The 16,945-nt window shown below is 75.9% G+C and carries 14 protein-coding genes; 4 read left to right on the top strand and 10 right to left on the bottom strand.

What is annotated here, in order from left to right:
- The first annotated feature begins 51 nt into the window (after positions 1–51).
- Positions 52–1,869, top strand: a complete 1,818-nt coding sequence (locus EV189_RS02635) for a glycosyltransferase (protein ID WP_130491374.1) — start codon at positions 52–54, stop codon at positions 1,867–1,869.
- Here the strand turns inward: EV189_RS02635 and EV189_RS19990 are convergent.
- Genes EV189_RS19990 through EV189_RS02615 form a run of 3 tightly spaced genes read right to left on the bottom strand, consistent with a single transcriptional unit; the run spans position 1,866 to position 4,767 of the window.
- Positions 1,866–2,852 carry a glycosyltransferase gene (locus EV189_RS19990; RefSeq protein ID WP_165400093.1) on the bottom strand — a complete coding sequence of 329 codons (987 nt, stop codon included), beginning with the start codon at positions 2,850–2,852 and terminating at the stop codon, positions 1,866–1,868. The two genes, EV189_RS02635 and EV189_RS19990, sit on opposite strands and share 4 nt — an antisense overlap.
- Positions 2,849–3,850 carry an STELLO glycosyltransferase family protein gene (locus tag EV189_RS02620; RefSeq protein ID WP_130491373.1) on the bottom strand — a complete coding sequence of 334 codons (1,002 nt, stop codon included), beginning with the start codon at positions 3,848–3,850 and terminating at the stop codon, positions 2,849–2,851. The genes EV189_RS19990 and EV189_RS02620 overlap by 4 nt, the downstream gene beginning before the upstream one ends.
- Positions 3,847–4,767 (bottom strand): hypothetical protein, encoded by a 921-nt coding sequence (locus EV189_RS02615; RefSeq protein ID WP_130491372.1) that lies wholly within the window; start codon positions 4,765–4,767, stop codon positions 3,847–3,849. The genes EV189_RS02620 and EV189_RS02615 overlap by 4 nt, the downstream gene beginning before the upstream one ends.
- Before the next feature lie 96 nt (positions 4,768–4,863).
- On the opposite strand from EV189_RS02615, the gene EV189_RS02610 reads away from it, so the two are divergent.
- Positions 4,864–6,237, top strand: coding sequence for a glycosyltransferase (locus EV189_RS02610; RefSeq protein ID WP_165400092.1), 1,374 nt, complete (start codon positions 4,864–4,866; stop codon positions 6,235–6,237).
- Positions 6,238–6,249: 12 nt separating this feature from the next.
- Here the strand turns inward: EV189_RS02610 and EV189_RS02605 are convergent, their stop codons facing one another.
- The 3 genes from EV189_RS02605 to gmd are packed head-to-tail and all read right to left on the bottom strand — an operon-like array spanning position 6,250 to position 9,820.
- Positions 6,250–7,260, bottom strand: a complete 1,011-nt coding sequence (locus tag EV189_RS02605) for a CgeB family protein (protein WP_130491370.1) — start codon at positions 7,258–7,260, stop codon at positions 6,250–6,252.
- Complete coding sequence (locus EV189_RS02600) at positions 7,257–8,810, bottom strand: MATE family efflux transporter (protein ID WP_130491369.1); 1,554 nt, start codon at positions 8,808–8,810, stop codon at positions 7,257–7,259. Before EV189_RS02600 ends, EV189_RS02605 begins: the two co-directional genes overlap by 4 nt.
- Positions 8,807–9,820, bottom strand: coding sequence for a GDP-mannose 4,6-dehydratase (gene gmd, locus EV189_RS02595; protein WP_130491368.1), 1,014 nt, complete (start codon positions 9,818–9,820; stop codon positions 8,807–8,809). The genes EV189_RS02600 and gmd overlap by 4 nt, the downstream gene beginning before the upstream one ends.
- A 332-nt stretch (positions 9,821–10,152) precedes the next feature.
- Between gmd and EV189_RS02590 the strand changes: the two genes are divergently transcribed.
- Positions 10,153–10,983 (top strand): WecB/TagA/CpsF family glycosyltransferase, encoded by an 831-nt coding sequence (locus EV189_RS02590; protein WP_165400091.1) that lies wholly within the window; start codon positions 10,153–10,155, stop codon positions 10,981–10,983.
- A gap of 80 nt (positions 10,984–11,063) precedes the next feature.
- A complete protein-coding gene (locus EV189_RS02585) occupies positions 11,064–12,005 on the top strand; it encodes a UDP-glucuronic acid decarboxylase family protein (protein ID WP_130491366.1) in 942 nt (313 codons plus the stop codon).
- 4 nt (positions 12,006–12,009) lie between these two features.
- Here EV189_RS02585 and EV189_RS02580 read toward each other — a convergent pair whose 3' ends face one another.
- The 4 genes from EV189_RS02580 to EV189_RS02565 are packed head-to-tail and all read right to left on the bottom strand — an operon-like array spanning position 12,010 to position 16,906.
- Positions 12,010–12,321 (bottom strand): rhodanese-like domain-containing protein, encoded by a 312-nt coding sequence (locus EV189_RS02580; RefSeq protein WP_231115998.1) that lies wholly within the window; start codon positions 12,319–12,321, stop codon positions 12,010–12,012.
- Between the two features lie 15 nt (positions 12,322–12,336).
- Entirely contained in the window at positions 12,337–13,311 is a 975-nt protein-coding gene (locus EV189_RS02575) for an NAD-dependent epimerase/dehydratase family protein (protein ID WP_130491364.1), read from the bottom strand.
- A complete protein-coding gene (locus EV189_RS02570) occupies positions 13,308–15,884 on the bottom strand; it encodes an alpha/beta fold hydrolase (protein ID WP_231115997.1) in 2,577 nt (858 codons plus the stop codon). Before EV189_RS02570 ends, EV189_RS02575 begins: the two co-directional genes overlap by 4 nt.
- Positions 15,881–16,906 carry a 3-oxoacyl-ACP synthase III gene (locus EV189_RS02565; protein WP_196788510.1) on the bottom strand — a complete coding sequence of 342 codons (1,026 nt, stop codon included), beginning with the start codon at positions 16,904–16,906 and terminating at the stop codon, positions 15,881–15,883. The genes EV189_RS02570 and EV189_RS02565 overlap by 4 nt, the downstream gene beginning before the upstream one ends.
- Between the last annotated feature and the right edge of the window lie 39 nt (positions 16,907–16,945).

Genomic DNA, 16,945 nt, shown 5'->3' with positions numbered 1-16,945 from the left:
ACTGCCCCGTGCGCACCCGCGGCCTGGCGCGGAGCCCCCTATCCTCGTCGCGTGATCCCCCCTGCCAGCGACGTCGTGGTCGTCGTGCCGACGCTCGGCGACCGCCCGGAGCTGCTGCAGCGCTGCCTCGCCTCCCTCACGACGCAGTTCCCCCACCCGCGCATCCTCGTCGTGGCACCCGAGCGCGCCCACGAGCGCGTGCGCCCGCTGCTGCCCCCGGGCGCCGAGCTCCTGCAGGAGCGCGGGAAGGGGCTGAGCGCCGCGATCAACACCGGGTTCGCGGCCGCCGGGGACGCGACCTGGGTGGCGTGGCTCGGCGACGACGACGCCCTCGAGCCCGGGTCCCTGCGGGCGGCGACCGCCGCGCTCGAGGGGGACCCCCGGGCCTCGATGGCGTACGGCGGGGTGCGGTTCGTCGACGGTGACGGCCGCACGACGCGGGTCCTGCGGCCGGGGCGGGCGGAGGGGCGCTGGCTGCTCCGCTGGGGGCCCAACCTCGTCTCCCAGCCCGGCTGCGTCTTCCGCGGCACGGCCCTGCGCGCCGCCGGCCCGCTCGACGAGGACCTGCGCTACACGATGGACCTCGACCTGTTCCTGCGGCTGCAGCGGCAGGGTCCGCTGGTGCGCGTGCCGGCCTTGCTCGCGAGCTACCGCTGGGAGGAGGGCACGCTCACCGTCGACAACCAGGCCGAGTCCGCCGCGGAGGCCGAGCGCGTGCGCCGCCGCTACCGCCGCGGCGGACCCGCCGCCGCCCTGCTCGCGCGCGCCGGGCGTGCAGCCGGGCAGGTGGTCTACCACGTCGACAAGCTCCGGCCCGCTCCGCGGGCCAGCCGGGGGCGCAGCCTGCTCGTCGTCGCCGACACCATGGAGGGCGGCCTGGGCGGCGCTGCCCGACGGCACGCCGAGGGGCTCGCGGGCGAGGGCTGGACGGTCGGGCTCGCGGCTCCGGGCGCCGGCGCCTCGGGGGTGCGGGGAGCCGCCACCGTCGAGCTCCCCGTGCCGGACAGCGCGTTCGAGGTCGCGGGCATGCTCCGTGCCGCCCGTGTGCTGCGCGCCGTCCTCCGGGAGCAGGCACCGCGCCACGTGCACGTCCACGGGACGCGCTCCCAGGCGCTGGCCCTCCTCGCCGGCCGTCGGCCCTGGGTGACGTTCCACGGCGCCGGCCGGCTGCCGGGCCAGTCCGGACCCGCCACCGCTGTGCGGCAGGTCGCGCGGGGCGCCGCACCGCTGCTCTCGCGCGGGGCTCTCAGCGTCTCTCCCGGCGTCGGCCCGGGCTGGGTGCACCTGCCCACGGCCAGCCCCGCGCTCACCGCCCTGGAGCGCCGGGACGCCGCGTCGCTGGCGCCGGAGCCGCTGTTCGTCTGGGTCGGGCGGCTCTCGGAGCAGAAGCGCCCGGAGGTCTTCGTCGAGGCACTGGCGCTGCTCGCGCGCACCCACCCCAGCGCCAGGGGCGTCGTCTTGGGCGACGGTCCGCTCGCCGCACGCCTCGAGGACCTGGTCCAGCGCACCGGCGCCCCCGTCGAGCTGCGCGGCGACGTGCAGGGAGTCGCGGGCGTGGCGCCCGTGCTCGCCGCTGCCTGGGGGTTCTGCCTGTTCAGCCACTTCGAGGGCGTGCCCTTCGCGCAGGAGGAGGCGATGTGGGTGGGCGTCGCCCCCGTCGTCAGCGACCTGCCCGGCACCCGCTGGCTGGCGGGCCCCACCGGCGCGTACGCCGACACGGCGGACGCCGCCGCCGCCGCCCTGGCCGCGCTGTGCGACCGGGCGGAGGCCGTGCGCCGTGGTGAGCAGGCGGCCAAGCGCGTGCGCACGCTGCTCGCCCCCGCTGCGCCGCTCCCGCAGCTCCTCGCGGCGTACGAGCGGCGGGGCTAGCGGGCCAGCGCGCCGAGGCCGGCCCGCAGGAGCTCCCCCCGCCGGAGCTCGCGCAGCTGCGCCAGGGCGGGGCGCAGCACTCCCGCCCGGGCGGACGCCCGCAGCAGGCGCACCTGGCGGCGTGCGGCGTCCGACCTGACGGCGGCGTCCGCTGCTCCCGACGCGGCGAGCAGGTCGTCGAGCAGACCGACCGCCTCGACCACGGAGCCCGGCGCGGCAGCGCGGGGGTCCAGCGCGCCGCGCAGCACGGCCACCGCCTCGGCGGGGGGCTCGCGGTGGAGCCGCTCCGCCAGCGCGTCCGCCACGAGCGACGCGGTCGTGCGCTCGCCCACCTCGGTCGCGCCCACCGTGACGCTCCCGGGGTGGCGGCGGTAGCGCAGCAGGCTGTCCGGCAGGTTGTCGAGGCGGCCGAGCGGGGACAGCCGGAGCCAGAGGTCGTGGTCCTCCGCGCCGGGCCGGTCGAGGCGGTAGCCGCCCACCGCCTCCAGGGCGGCACGGCGCACGACGACCGTCGGGTGCGCGAGCGGGTTCTCCAGCAGCAGCCGCCAGTGGACGAGCGGTGAGCCGCACGGGAGGGTCGAGCGCACGCCCGTCGGGGTGCCCGCGGCGTCGACCTCGTCGTACTGCGCCCCGAGCGCGACGAGCCCCTCGTCCCGCTCCAGGACCGGGACCTGCCGCGCCAGCCGCCCGGGGAGGGCGAGGTCGTCGGCGTCCATGCGTGCCACGAGCGGTGCGCGCACGTGCTCCAGCCCGGCGTCGAGCGCGGCGGCGACGCCCTCGCCCCCGTCGCGGCGCACCACCCGCAGCCGTCGGTCCGCGACCGCGCTGAGCACCTCCGGGGTGGCGTCGGTGGAGCCGTCGTCGACCACGACCAGCTCGAGGTCGTCGAGCGTCTGGGCGAGGATGCTGCCGACCGCGGCACCCAGCCACTGCGCGGCGTTGCGCGCGGGCAGGAGGACCGAGACCCGCGGTGACGCGGTCACGCCAGGGCCCGGCCCGCCGTCCTGGCCTCCGCGAGGTCCTCGAGCCACGCGTCGAGGAGCCGGAGCTCGGCGTCCTGGACGATGCCGCGCCGGCGCAGCTCCGCGTAGCCCGCCCGCAGGTTGTCCTCCACCGCAGCACCGGCACGCACGACGCCGGAGACGGCCTCGACGCTCTCGCGGACCTGCAGGTAGCAGGGGATCTCGGACTCGAAGTCCTTGACGTAGTCGTGCGGGTTGCGCTCCTGGACCACGGTGGCGGCGGTGAAGCCGAGCGAGAACCCCGCCGCCCACATGACCGGCTGCGCGACGATGCCGCGCAGGATGTCGGTGAAGCGGAACGTCACGGTCGCGGGCAGGTAGAGCAGCGCGAGCAGCTCCTCGCGCGTCGCGGTGTTCTGGGAGTTGTACGGGCACAGCGTCCCCTCCGGCAGCACCACCGGCGGGCGCTGGTCGAAGGTGCACAGCTCGCCGTCGGTCAGGCGGTAGATCGCGTCCACGTCCGGGTCGCCGTCGGCCAGGGCCTGCCAGACCCCGACGCGCGCCGGAGCGGGCGCCAGGGCGTCCTCCTGCAGCACCGAGTCGGGCGCGAGCACGCGGTCCAGCGGGAGGCCGCGCGGCCAGATGTGCTTGCTGGTGAACGAGCGGTAGATGTTGACCCAGCCGGCCTCGCGGGGCGCCGTGTCGTACTCGCCGTCGAAGGCCGGGAAGTCCCACCCCTCGCCGGGGATGTTGTCGTCGTCGCTGTCCGCCACCACGGTCGCGCCGTCAGCGACCGCGGCGAGGTAGCCGTACAGCTTGCGGCTGTAGTGGTTGTGGGGCAGCTCCTCTGCGAGGCGGCCGCGCTGCTCGTCGGGGCCGACGTAGACCACGCCCTCGCACGCCCAGTCGCGGGGGGTCTTGAGGTCGCCCGCGACGTACGTCCGCCAGCCCGACGCCGCGAACCCCCTGACCGCCGTCGTCGGCGGGTTGATCGTCGTGATGACCACGGAACGAGTCACGAGAAGGGCCCTTCCCACATCGAGAGCTTCACCGGATGGACGTAGACCTGGCGGGGGGCGAACGACGCGAGCAGGTTGCTGAACAGCCCGTCGTGCGCCCGCTGGACCTCCTGGGGCCCGTCGACGCCCCAGACCTCGAGGCCGTGCCACCCGCTGGTCTGCTCGGTGGCGATGCCGGGGGCGGCGAGCGCCAGGGCAGTGGGCGCTCCGGCCTCGACGAACACGCCCATCGCCGCGAGCACGCCCGCGAGGTGGCAGAAGCGCGGCCAGACCTCTGCCGGCACCACCATGAAGTCGCTGTAGCCGACGGCGAGCGGGTAGGGCAGGGGACGCGCACCTCTCGCGAGGTAGCGGACGGACCAGCGCACGCTGCTCTCGCGCAGCAGGCGCCGCGCGGGCACCTCCCGCGCCGCCGCGACGAGCCTCCGCGGGTCGTGAGCGCCGGGGACGATGCCGTGCCGGGCCAGCAGCCGGGCCGCCTCCTCGGGCTCCGGGAGCTCCCGGCGCCACTCGGTGCCGGTCTCCGTCGTGAACGGCTCGACCGCCCGGCGCAGGTGCATCCAGAGCGGCGACTGGTCGCTCAGCGGGGCGAGCCCCTTGATCCAGGCCGTGCCACTGCCGAGCCCGAGCTCGTCGGGGAGGTTGGTCGCGTCGAAGCGGGGGTTGAGCACCATGTCGTCCGCCATGACCACGTAGTGCGTCGCCGTGGGCGAGGCGATGCGGTCGCGCGCCTGGGTGAGGTAGCCCTGGAAGGCGTACGAGCTCTCGTAGACGCCGATGACGTCGTCGCGGTCCCCGTCGTAGAACGGCATCACGTAGCACCGGTCCGGGAAGCGCTCCCCGAGGATCTCGTCGAGCTTCGGCAGGTTGGCCTCGAACTTGTGGTTGAACACCACGACCAGGCGCACGTGCGTCACCCGCAGGTCTCCCCTCTCGCCGGCGGACGGCGTCCCGCACGGGTCCGGGGAGTCTAGCGGTGGGCGGATATGCTCGGGATGGTGCAGGTGCGACGGGTGACGCAGGTCAGCACCGCCGACGTCGCCGGGGGCGCCGAGCTCGTCGCGCTCCAGCAGCACTCCGCCTACCTCGCGGCGGGCTGGGACGCGACCCTCCTCGTCGGCCACCGCAACGGCCCCCCATCGCCTGGTGTCGTCCACCTCGGCGACGAGCAGGGGCGCAGCGCCTGGGCGCGCGGCGTGCGCGCGGCCGCCAAGGCCCCGGTGCTGCGCAGCGGACCGCCCGGCACCGCCCTGCTCGCGGTCGCGGAGCCCGTCCGCGCCGCCCGCCGGCTCGCCGGGCACGAGGACTTCTCCCACCCCGCGTCGCGCGCCGTCCTCACCGCGGCAGCCACGAGCGACGTCGTGCACCTGCACAACCTGCACGGGCGGTACTTCGACCTGCGGCTGCTCCCCGGGATCGCGGAGGCGGCGCCGACGATCCTCACCCTGCACGACTCCTGGCTGCTGACCGGGCACTGCGCGCACTCCGGTGCCTGCGAGCGCTGGCGCACGGGGTGCGGCGGCTGCCCCGACCTCTCCGTCTACCCCGCCGTGCGGCGCGACGCGACAGCGGGCAACTGGCGGCGCAAGCAGCGGATCTACGCCCGGTCCACCGGCCGCCTCCATATCGGTGCCCCCAGCCGCTGGCTGCTCGACAGGGTGGACGCCTCGATGCTCGGGCCGGCCGTCGCCGACGCCCGCGTGATCCACGGGGGCGTGGACCTCGAGGTGTTCCGTCCTGCCCGGGCCGGTGAGGCGGAGGCCGCGCGGGAGCGCTTCGGGCTGCCGCAGGGGGCCCCGGTCCTGCTCACCGTCGCCAACGGGCTCGTCGCGAACCCGTGGAAGGACTGGGGGACCCTGCACCGCGCGCTCGGGCTGCTCGGCAGCGAGGAGGGCGGACCCGTCACGGTCGCCGCCCTCGGCGAGGAGGGGGCCGACCTGCAGCTCGGTCGCGTCCGCGTCGTCTTCCTCGGCCGGCGCACGGAGCGGGAGGAGGTGGCGGCCGCGTACCGCGCGAGCGACGTCTACGTCCACGCCGCTCGCGTGGACACCTTTCCGAACGCCGTGCTGGAGGGGCTCGCCACCGGGCTGCCCGTGGTCGCCTCGGCGGTCGGGGGGATCCCCGAGCAGGTCCGACCGGCGGCGCTCCCCGGGGCGAGCCTCTCGGCCGCAGCAGGAGCCGCCCCGGCGACGGGGATCCTCGTCCCGCCGGGCGACCCGGCTCCGCTCGCGGCGGCCCTGCGCACGCTGGTCGACGACCCCGCGCTGCGCCGCCGCCTGGGCTCCGCGGGTCGGGCCGACGCCGAGCAGCGGTTCTCCGGGTCGGCGGGCCTCGGCGCGTACGTCGACTGGGCCGAGGAGCTCGCCGCGGCGCAGCGCCCCTCCTGACCGGGAGCGCCCTCAGGCGCCGAGCGCGGCGAAGATCGCGCCCAGCCGCTTCTCGTACGTGTGCTCCGCCACCGTGCGTGCGTGGCCCGCCTCGGCGATCCGGCGCCGCTCGTCGTCGTGGTCCAGCAGCCAGCGCGCCTTCGCCCTCATGTCGTCGACGTCGTCGAACACCACGACCTCCTCGCCGGGGACGTAGTAGTCCTCGAGGTGGAGCGCCGGCCCGGTCAGCAGCAGGCCGCCGCAGGCGGGCACCTCGAACGTCCGGCCCTTGATCTGCGGGACGCCGTCGTGCGAGGCCTCCGTCGGGTTGAGGTTGACGCGGCTCGTGCCGAAGATGCGGATCATCTCGTCCTGGTCCGCCCGGGTGCTCGCCTGGACGCGGGAGAGCAGGCGGGCACCACCCAGTGCGGCGAACGGCTGCTTGGTCCCGAGCAGCCAGTGGTGGCGCCGCACGCCCCAGCCCGTCCCCCACGTGCGGACGTCGACGCCGTCGGCGCGGAGGGCCGCGACGAGCCCGGGCCGTTCGCCGTAGACCTGGCCGACGAGCGTCACGTCGTAGCGCAGGGGTCCGGGCGTCGGGCGGTAGCGCTGCGTGGCTGCCGCCCACTGGGTGAGCACCGCGCGCGCGCCGATGCGCTCGTACTCGGGGAGCGACTCGCGGTCCGTCGTGGCCGCGAGCGACACGTGGGGGGCGTAGCGGGAGGTGAAGTCCGCGAAGCGCCAGTGGTCGTCCGCGAACCAGTTGACCGTGGGCACGCCGGACGTCGTCACCTGGCCGAGGGCCTCGGGGGACACCTCGTCCCCGAACAGCAGGCAGAAGACGACGTCGGGCCGCTCGCGCTCCACGGACGCGTGGAGCAGGGCGTCGGCCGAGCCGGGACCACCCCCGCCGGCCCCGATGTCGACGTAGCTGGTGTCGTGGCCCATCGCCACGAGCGTCTCGTAGAAGTTGTAGTGCTCGAAGCTGAGCCCCCGCTCCGGCTTGCCGTAGTCGTAGCGGTGGGCGACGTGGACGACCTTCATGCAGAGGCTCCTCGGAACCGGTCCAGGCGCAGGGCGTGCGCGACGAGCGCGACCTCGCGCCTGCCCACGGCGGCGAGCCACACCGCGGTGGCGGCCAGCAGGAGGGTGGGCGCCCACGGCGCGCGCAGCGAGACCAGCACCGCGAGGGCGACCACGGCGGCCGCCGCGAGCACGAGCGCGACCAGGTCCCGCCCCGGACGCCAGCCGATCGCGCGCCAGAGCACCGCGGTCGTGAGCGCAAGGGCGACCGCCCACTCGACGACCACCGAGAGCGCCAGCGCGTAGAGGTGCATCGAGGGCATGAGCCCTGCCGCGACACCCACCCGGGCGAGCGTCGAGACGACCCCGATCCCGACCCACTGGCGGATCAGCCCGGCCGGGACCACCGCGGCCCCGAGCACGTACGCGAGGAAGCGCGGGACCTCGGCGGCGACCTGGACGGCCAGCACGTGCGCCGAGGGCAGGAACTCCGTGTTGAAGAACACGACGACGAAGACCTCGGCGAGGGCCATGGTCATGAGGGACACCGTGACCGCGAGCACGGCTGCGGCGCGAGCCCCTCCGCGCAGGACGGCAGCGACCTCCTCGCGGCGCTCGGCCCCGAACTCGTAGGACAACCTGGGCAGCAGCACGAGGGAGAGCGCGCCGACGAGCTGGGGCATGACGACCGAGCTGAACATCTGGACCGGCTGGTAGAGGCCGTTGAGCGGGATGCCCAGGACGTGGGAGGCGCGAGCACGCACGATGGTGTCGGCGCCGTAGGTCATGAGCGACGCGACCACGCTCGCCGCGGCGAGCGTCCACAGCTGGACGCGCACGGCTCCTGCGACGCGGTGCAGCCGGAGGGCGGTGCGCGCGATCCACGGGTCGCGGGCGACGAAGACGGCGGCGGTGACGACGGCCGCGAGGGGTGTCGCGGCGATGGCACCGTCGAGGCCGAACTCCGTGGTGAGCGGGACGGACGCGAGCGTCACGAGGACCGCGGTGGCGACCGACGTCACGGCGAGGCGGCCCGCCCGCTCGTAGCCCTGGAGGACGAGCTGGAAGCTCGAGGCCAGCAGGGAGAACGGCACGGCGAGCATGGTGACCACGACGTAGCTGCCGTAGCCGCCCTTGTCGAGCATGAGGCCGGAGAGCCACCCCGACAGGGGGACGGTCACGAGGAACGCCGCCGTCCCGACCGTGACCGGGACCCACACGAGGAACGAGACGAGCCGCTGGGCCCCCTCGTCGTCGCCACGGCCGCGGGCCTCGGAGATGAGCTTGACCCCGCCGATGCCCAGCCCGAGCGAGGCGAGGGTGACGACGAACGCCGTGAGCACGGCCAGCGTCCCGGTGACGCCGAGCCCGCGGTCACCGAGGACCACCGCGGCGACCTTGCCGCGCACCAGGCTGCCCACCAGCGTGGTCCCCGAGGCGAACCAGTAGGCCATCGCGTTGGCCGCGAGCGACGAGCGGTCGGAGCGCGGGGGCGCTCCCGGGCCCGCCGCGACCCCCGCGCCGGGCGGGGCGTCAGCGAGGGCGGGGACGTCCTCGGCGCCTGCCGTCACCGGCCGTTGCGCACGTGCTTGCCGCTGAGCTGGTCCTCGAGGAGCTGGCGGTCCGCGTCGACCATGAGGTCGGCGAGCGCGCGCCAGTCGGTCTTGGGCTCCCAGCCGAGCCTCTCGCGGCACTTGGCGGGGTCACCGATGAGCGCGTCGACCTCGGAGGGACGCTCGTAGCGCTGGTCGGTGCGCACGTGCTTCTCCCAGTCGAGGTCCGCACGGGAGAAGGCGGCCTCGCAGAAGTCGCGGACCGTGGCCGCCTTGCCGGTGGCCACGACGTAGTCGTCGCCCTGCTCCTGCTGGAGCATGAGCCACTGGGCCTCGACGTACTCCTTGGCGTAGCCCCAGTCGCGGACGGCGTCGAGGTTGCCGAGGTAGAGGTAGTCCTGCAGGCCGGCGGCGATGCGCGCCACGCCGCGGGTGATCTTGCGCGTGACGAAGGTCTCGCCGCGGCGGGGCGACTCGTGGTTGAACAGGATGCCGTTGGTCGCGTGCATGCCGTAGGCCTCGCGGTAGTTCACCGTGGCCCAGTACGCGTAGACCTTCGCCGCGCCGTAGGGCGAGCGGGGGTGGAACGGGGTGTCCTCGTTCTGCGGGGGCGGCGTGGACCCGAACATCTCCGAGCTCGAGGCCTGGTAGAAGCGGGTCGCCACACCGGACGCGCGGATCGCCTCGAGCAGGCGGATCGTGCCGAGGCCCGTGACGTCCCCGGTGTACTCCGGCATCTCGAAGCTGACCTTCACGTGCGACTGCGCGCCGAGGTGGTAGACCTCGTCGGGCTGCACGTCGCGCATGAGGTTGACCAGCATCGTGGCGTCCGAGAGGTCGCCGTGGTGCAGGACCATGTGCACGTCGGAGTCGTGCGGGTCCTGGTAGATGTGGTCGATCCGGTCGGTGTTGAACGTCGACGCCCGGCGGATGATGCCGTGGACCTCGTAGCCCTTCTCGAGCAGGAGCTCGGCCAGGTAGGAGCCGTCCTGGCCCGTGACTCCGGTGATGAGAGCCGACTTGGTCATGCAGGGGGTCCTCTGGGTGTCGGGGGCAAAGGGTCCACTGGGCCGACGACGGGGCCGGTCGCGCGCAGAGCCTGGTCGAGTATGCCACGGCTCGTCCCGCCGCCCGGTCCGCCGCGGAGCCGCGGATCCGCCGTGCCGGGGCCCTCCAGGAGAAGTCCCCGGAGCGACTGAACCTGCCGGGGGGCCCAGTGCGTCCTCCTGCTGACACGCCTGCCCGGACGGCACGACGCCGCCCGCCGGGCCGAGGGAGGACGGGGACCGCTGTGCCTGGTACCACCGCTGCAGGAGCGGCGTCTCACGCGACGGCGCCCGAGGGGCCTAGGATGCCCCGGATGTCCTCCGCCCACCTCCCCACGGACCGGCGCACCGGTCGCGCGCGCCTGCTCGGGGGCCTCGGCACCCGGCTGCGCTTCGGGGCCGTGGAGCTGCTCGACATCGCTCCCGAGGAGGCCGTGGAGGTGCTCGCCTCCCTCGCCCGGGTGCGGCAGGGAGTGGGCGTGCACATGTGCAACGCGTACACCCTGGTCTCCGCCGAGGCCGACGAGGCGCACCGCGCGAGCCTGGCGGACGACGCCCTCAACCTCGTCGACGGCACTCCGGTCAGCTGGTACTCCCGTGCCGTGACCCGCGAGCCCTCGCGGGGGCCCGTGCGCGGCCCGGGCCTCATGAAGGCGATGCTCGACCGCCCCCACCTGCGCCACTTCCTGCTCGGCGGCACCGACGAGGTGCTCGCGGACCTGCGGACGGCGATCGAGCGCGACCACCCGGCCGCCGAGGTGGTCGGTGCCGTCGCGCCGCCCTTCCGCGACCCGACCGACGAGGACGTCGCCGCCTACGCCGAGGCCGTGCGCCGAAGCGGCGCCAACGTCGTGTGGGTCGGGCTCGGCACCCCGCGCCAGGACCTCCTCATCGCGCGGCTCGCCGGCTCGGTCGACGCCGTGCTGGTCGGGGTGGGGGCCGCCTTCGACTTCCTCTCGGGCCACAAGCCCGAGGCTCCGGCGTACCTCCACGGCACGGGGTTCGAGTGGGTGCACCGCCTGCTCTCGGAGCCCGGACGGCTGTGGCGGCGCTACCTCATCTCCAACGCCGTCTTCGTCCGGCTCGCGGCCCGCGAGCTGCGCCGCCAGCGCCGCGCGGTCCCCGTCGAGGCCGCGCACGCCTGACCCCGCGCGGTCCGCCCCGGGCGCGGGGAGGAGGATCGTCCTCCGTACGGGCCAGCCGGCCCGCGGCGGAGGGAGCGCGCGTGGGGCGCACGGTGGTGACGGGCGGGGCGGGCTTCCTGGGGTCGCACCTGTGCGAGCGGCTGCTCGACGACGGTGACGAGGTCGTCTGCATCGACAGCTTCATCACGGGGCGGCCGGACAACGTCGCGCACCTGGTCGGTCGGCCGGGCTTCCGGCTGCTGCGCGCCGACGTCACGGACTACCTGCACGTGAGTGGACCGGTCGACCTGGTGCTCCACTTCGCCTCGCCCGCCTCGCCGGTGGACTACCTCCAGCTGCCGATCCAGACGCTCAAGGTCGGCTCGGTCGGCACCCTGCACGCCCTCGGCATGGCGATGGACAAGGGCGCGCGCTTCCTGCTCGCGTCGACCAGCGAGACCTACGGCGACCCGCAGGTCCACCCGCAGCCGGAGTCCTACTGGGGCCACGTCAACCCCGTCGGCCCCCGCGGCGTCTACGACGAGGCCAAGCGGTTCGGCGAGGCGCTCACCATGGCCTACCGGCGCGCGCACGACGTCGACACCGCGATCATCCGCATCTTCAACACGTTCGGCCCGCGCATGCGCCCGGACGACGGCCGGGCGATCCCGACCTTCATCCGCCAGGCCCTGCGCGACGAGCCCATCACCGTCGCTGGGGACGGGTCGCAGACCCGGTCGATCATCTACGTCGACGACCTCGTCGAGGGCATCCTGCGGCTCGCCCGCTCGCAGGAGGCCGGCCCCATCAACGTCGGCAACCCGCACGAGCTGAGCATGCTCGACCTCGCGACCTGGATCCGGGACCTGTCCGGGTCCTCGTCGACCATCGCGTTCGTCGAGCGGCCGGTCGACGACCCCTCGGTCCGCCAGCCGGACATCACGCTGGCCCGCGAGCGCCTCGGCTGGGAGCCGGTCGTGCCCGTGGAGGAGGGGCTCGAGCGGACGATCGAGTGGTTCCGCCGCAGCGCCGCAGCCGACTGAGCGCTCACTCCACCGGCAGGCCGGCGCGCTCCCACGCGTCCATGCCGCCGGCGACGTTGACGGCGTCGACGCCCTGCGAGCGCAGCCACATGACGACCTGGGCGGAGCGGCCGCCCACGTGGCAGACGACGTAGAGCGGGCCCTCGTCCGGCAGCTCGATCTCGCCGGCGCGCGAGCCGAGGCCGCTCATCGGGAGGTGCTGCGCCCACGGCACGTGCCCGGCGGCCCACTCGTCGTCCTCGCGGACGTCGAGGAGCGGGGCGTCCGCGGGGACGTCGGTGACGCTGACCTGGGGCAGGGGGTGGCCGTGCTGCACGCGGGCCATCCTGCCTCAGCCGCCCGAGCGGTACGCCGCCGCCAGCCGCGCGAAGCCCTCCTCGAGCCCGACCGCGGGCGTCCAGCGCAGGGCGGCGCGGGTCTCCGCCTGGTCGAACCAGTGCGCCGTCGAGAGCTGCTCGGCGAGGAAGCGGGTGAGCGGTGGTTCCCCGTCTCCGGGGACGCGGTCGGCGAGCAGCGGCCAGACGCGCTCGACCCCGGCCCCCGCGGCCAGCGCCACCCGACGGGGTACGTGGCGGCGCGGTCCCGGCACGCCCGCCGCCCGGCAGATCCGCTCGACGAGCTCGGCGAGCGGGCGCGGCTCGCCGTTGGTCACGACGTAGGCCCGGCCGCCGACCACGTCCGGGCGCTCGCGCACGGCGTCGAGCGCGGCCACGAGCGCGTCGGCGGCGTTGCTGACGTACGTCGTGTCGACGAGCGCCGCACCGGACCCCACGACGACGAGCCGCCCGGAGCGGGCGCGGCCCACGATGCGGGCGACCAGCTGCTCGTCGCCGGGACCCCAGACGAGGTGGGGGCGGACGGCGACGGCGCCGGCGGCGAGTGCGAGGAGCTCGGCGGCGGCCTTGGTCCGCGCGTACGCGCCGCGGGCCCGCGCCGGGTCGGCGGGGTCGGCACCCGCGCCGGCGAGCGCGGTCCCGGCGTGCGCGACCGAGGGCGAGGAGACGAAGACCGTGGGACGGCCCGCGGCCGCGGCGAGCAGGGCGCGGGTGCCCTCGACGTTGACCGCCTCGAACTCCGCCTCCGGACCGGTCATCGAGACCTTCGCGGCGAGGTGGACGACCGCGTCGGTCCCCTCCACCGCACGCGCCACCGCGTCGGCGTCGGTGACCGAGCCCTGCACCTCCTCGACCCCGACGAGCCGGCTGGGCCGCCGCTGGAGGACGCGGACGCGCTCGCCCCGGTCGCGCAGCAGCGCGGCGACCGTGCCGCCGAGGAGCCCGGAGGCCCCCGTGACGAGCACGGTCACGGGCGGCCGACCCGCTCGCCGGCGAGCACGCGCTGCGCCCAGCGCGCGACCCGCGTGCGGTCGATCTTCGAGTTGTGCCGGATGTCGGTCGGCAGGACCGCCACGACGAGCACGGCGACGAGCTCGCGGCCCGCTGCAGCGCGGCAGGCGTCGGCGAGCTCGAGGGGCGCCACGCCGGCGGCGGTCCCCGGCGCCTCGACGACCGCGACCAGCCGCTGCGCCCCGGCCGGGCCGACGCCGACCAGCGCGGCCCGGGACACCGCCGGCACGGACTCGAGGCGCTGCTCGGTGCCGACGGGCGCGACCGGGCCCTCCGCGGTGAGCACGAGGTGCGCCAGCCTGCCCTCGACCCAGAGCCGCCCCTCGGCGTCGAGGTGCCCGACGTCGCCCGTGCGGTGCCAGCCGGCGTCGCGCGTGGAGGCCCGCTCGGCGAGCCAGAGCTGGTCGTAGCGCTCCTTGACGTGGGCGCCGCGGACGGCGATCTCGCCCAGCACGTCCGGCACGTCCACGAGCGGGCCGGGGGCCGTGCCGGTCGAGGTCAGCGGCGCCAGCGCGACCTCCACGCCGGGCAGCGGGTGGCCGACGCAGACGCCGTCGCCCGAGCCGGCCTCCTCGATGCCGACGAGGTCGATGTCGGTGACGGGCAGCGCCTCCGTCATGCCGTACGGCGTGTGCAGCGACGCGCGCGGCACGAGCTCCTGGACCTGGCGCAGCAGCGCGGCCGGCACCGGCGCGCCGGCGCTGAGCAGCAGCTCGACCTGCTCGAGCGCTCGGCGCCGGGCGGGGTCGAGCGCGCCGCGCGTGGCGAGGACGCCGGCGAGCGCCGCCGGGCTGGCGAAGACCACGGTGGCGCCCACGGCGGCGACCGCGTCGGCGAGCGCCGTGGCCGAGAGCGTGCGGGGGGCGGTGACGTCCATGTCCGGGACGGCGGAGACCGCACCGAGCGCGGGCCCGAACAGCGCGAAGGGCGCGAACCCCGCGACGAGCCGCGTCCCGGGCCCGACGGCGTACGCGGCGGCGAGCAGGTCGCGCACGGCGGCGAGCTGCGCGACGGTGTAGACGACGCCCTTCGCGGGCCCGGTGGACCCGGAGGTGAACAGCACCGCCGCCTCCTCCGTCGGGCCGGGCGGCGGCGGGAGCGGGGTGGTGGCGAGGGCGGCGCGGCCGCGGCGGGCGAGCTCGTCCAGCGGGGTGCCGAGGCGGAGCGCGCGGCCCGGGCCGGCGAGGAAGCGCGAGCCCGGCCAGCCGAGGGCGCGGGCGGCGACCAGGGCGCGGGCGATGCCGACGACGTGCGCGGGGCCCGCCCCGCGGACGGCCCGGTGGAGGCCGGGGAGCCCGAGCCCGGCGTCGGCGACGACGATGACGGCGCCGATGCGCAGGCAGGCGTAGACCACGGAGGTGAGCTCGGTGCCCGGCGGGACCAGCAGGGCGACGCGGTCGCCCCGGCGTACCCCGCTCGCGAGCAGGCCGGCCGCGAGCTCGTCGACGCGGGTCGCGAGCTGCGCCCACGAGACCGTGCGCGCCCCCTCGCCGAGCTCGACGACGGCGGGACCGGGGTCGGCGCGGCGCTCCTCCAGCGCCGCGGACAGCGGGCGCACCGCCGGAGCGAGGGGCGGGGCCGCCGGGACGCGCGCCGAGCCGAGCCAGGCGAGCAGCGTGCCGGCGACGTCGGCGTCCTCGGGCAGCAGGTGGCCGGCGCCCTCGAAGCGGTGGACGTCCGCGTGCGGCAGCCGCGCGCGCAGGTCGCGCAGGTAGCGGTCGGAGAACACCGGGTCGCGCGGGCCCCACAGCAGCAGCACGGGGACGTCGGCGAGCTCGCCGAGCCGCCCGGCGACGTCGAGCAGCGCGGCGCGCGAGCCGTGGTCGGGCTCGAGCGGGATGTCCGCCACGAAGTCCCCCACCGCCCGCCGGCGCTCGGCGCGGCGGTAGGGCGCCCGGAAGGCCTCCTTCACCTCGCGCGCGAGCGGCGGGTGGGCCAGCGCGAGCGTGGTCTCGAGGAAGGCCGGGGTCGTCGTCGTGCCAAAGCGGAGCAGCGCGTCGGCGCGCGCGAGGCGCAGCGGGGCGGGCAGCGCGGCGCCCGCCTCCGAGACCGCGGTGTTGCACAGCACGACGCCCGCGAGCCGGTCGCGGTGGGCGAGCGCCCAGCCCAGCGAGACGATACCGCCCCAGTCGTGGGCGAGCGTGACGACCGGGCCCTCGAGCCCCAGGGCGTCGACGACGCGGCCGAGGTCGTCGATGCGGCGGGCGAGCGGCCGGAGCGTCCCGGTCCGCTCGGAGAACCCCATGTCGAGGTGGTCGACGGCGACGACGCGCCACCCGCGGGCCGCGCCGGCGGCCAGCACCGAGCGCCAGAGGTACGCCCAGGTCGGGTTGCCGTGGACGCAGAGCACGGTGCCCTGCGCGGGTCCGGCCAGCGAGGGGGCGTTGTCGAGGACGTGCCACGTGCGCTCGACGCCGTCGGCGTCGAGCGCGCGGACCGCGCGGGACCAGGCCGGATCCAGCCCGGGCAGGCCGGCGGGGAGGGGCGGGTCGAGCAGCTCGGAGGTGGGCAGGTCGGACAGCGGAGAGGTCACCAGGCGATCTCGAGCACGCTCGTGTTGAGCCCCGAGCCGATGCCCATGCAGAGCACCCGGTCGCCCGGGCTGAGCTCGGGGGCGTGGTCGGCGAGCGTGATGGGGAGCGCCGCCGGGCCGACGTTGCCGAGCCGCTGGTAGGTCGTCGGCACCTTGTCGGGGTCGATGCCCAGCGCGTCGACGATGGAGGCGGTGTGGACGACCGAGACCTGGTGCATGACGTACGCGTCCATGGCCGACCAGTCCCAGCCGGCCTCGCGCGCCTCGGCCCAGACGTCGCGCGCCAGCTGCACGCCCGCCTCGAGCAGGCCCTTGTGGTCGGTGCGCATCTGCTGCAGGTCACCCACGCACAGCTCGTGGTGCTCGGTGCCGGCCCGGCTGATGCCCCCGAGGACGCGGTGCGCGCCGGGGTGCTCGTCGGCGCGCCCGAGCACCGCCGCGGCGGCACCGGAGCCCAGCGTCAGCGTCGCGAACTCGCGGAGGAAGTCCTCGCGGGTCGTCTCGGGGCGCGAGAGCCGCGCGATCGTCGCCTCGTGGGTCTGCCGGGCGCCCTCGGCGTCGACCACCACGGCGTACTGCACGGCGCCGGAGTCGATCATCGTGCCCGCGATCTGCACCGCGTTGACGAAGCCCAGGCAGGCGTTGGTGACGTCGAAGTTGAGCGCCGTGGGCGGCAGGCCCATGAGGTGGTGGACGGCCGAGGCGGTGGAGGGCTCGAGGTGCTCGCGGGAGACGCTGGAGTTGATGAGCAGGCCGACCTGCGACGGGTCGACCCCGGCCTCGGACAGGGCCTTGGCCCCCGCCATCGCCGCGGCGTCGGCGAAGGAGACCTCCTCGGGCCACCAGCGCCGCTCCACGATGCCGGTCAGCGTCGCGAGGGTCCCCGGGCGCAGGCGCAGCCGCGCCATGCTCTCGGCGAGCCGCTCGTCGATCTCGGCGGACGTGACGACGACCGGGCCCTCCAGGCCCGCCACCGACAGCAGTGCGGTGTTGCGGAGGGTGTAGGAGGCGTTGCCGGCCACGTGTGTCCTCGTCGTCCGTGAGTGCGGGATGGCTTCCCG

The organism is Motilibacter rhizosphaerae, from assembly GCF_004216915.1.
GTDB classification, from domain to species: Bacteria; Actinomycetota; Actinomycetes; order Motilibacterales; family Motilibacteraceae; genus Motilibacter; species Motilibacter rhizosphaerae.
This window is presented reverse-complemented; position numbering and strand designations above follow the sequence as displayed.

Excerpts from the sequence above, each read along its gene's own strand:
- EV189_RS02605 (WP_130491370.1), bottom strand. The coding sequence starts at position 7,260 with ATGAAGGTCGTCCACGTCGCCCACCGCTACGACTACGGCAAGCCGGAG.
- gmd (WP_130491368.1), bottom strand. The coding sequence starts at position 9,820 with ATGACCAAGTCGGCTCTCATCACCGGAGTCACGGGCCAGGACGGCTCC.
- EV189_RS02590 (WP_165400091.1), top strand. The coding sequence starts at position 10,153 with ATGTCCTCCGCCCACCTCCCCACGGACCGGCGCACCGGTCGCGCGCGC.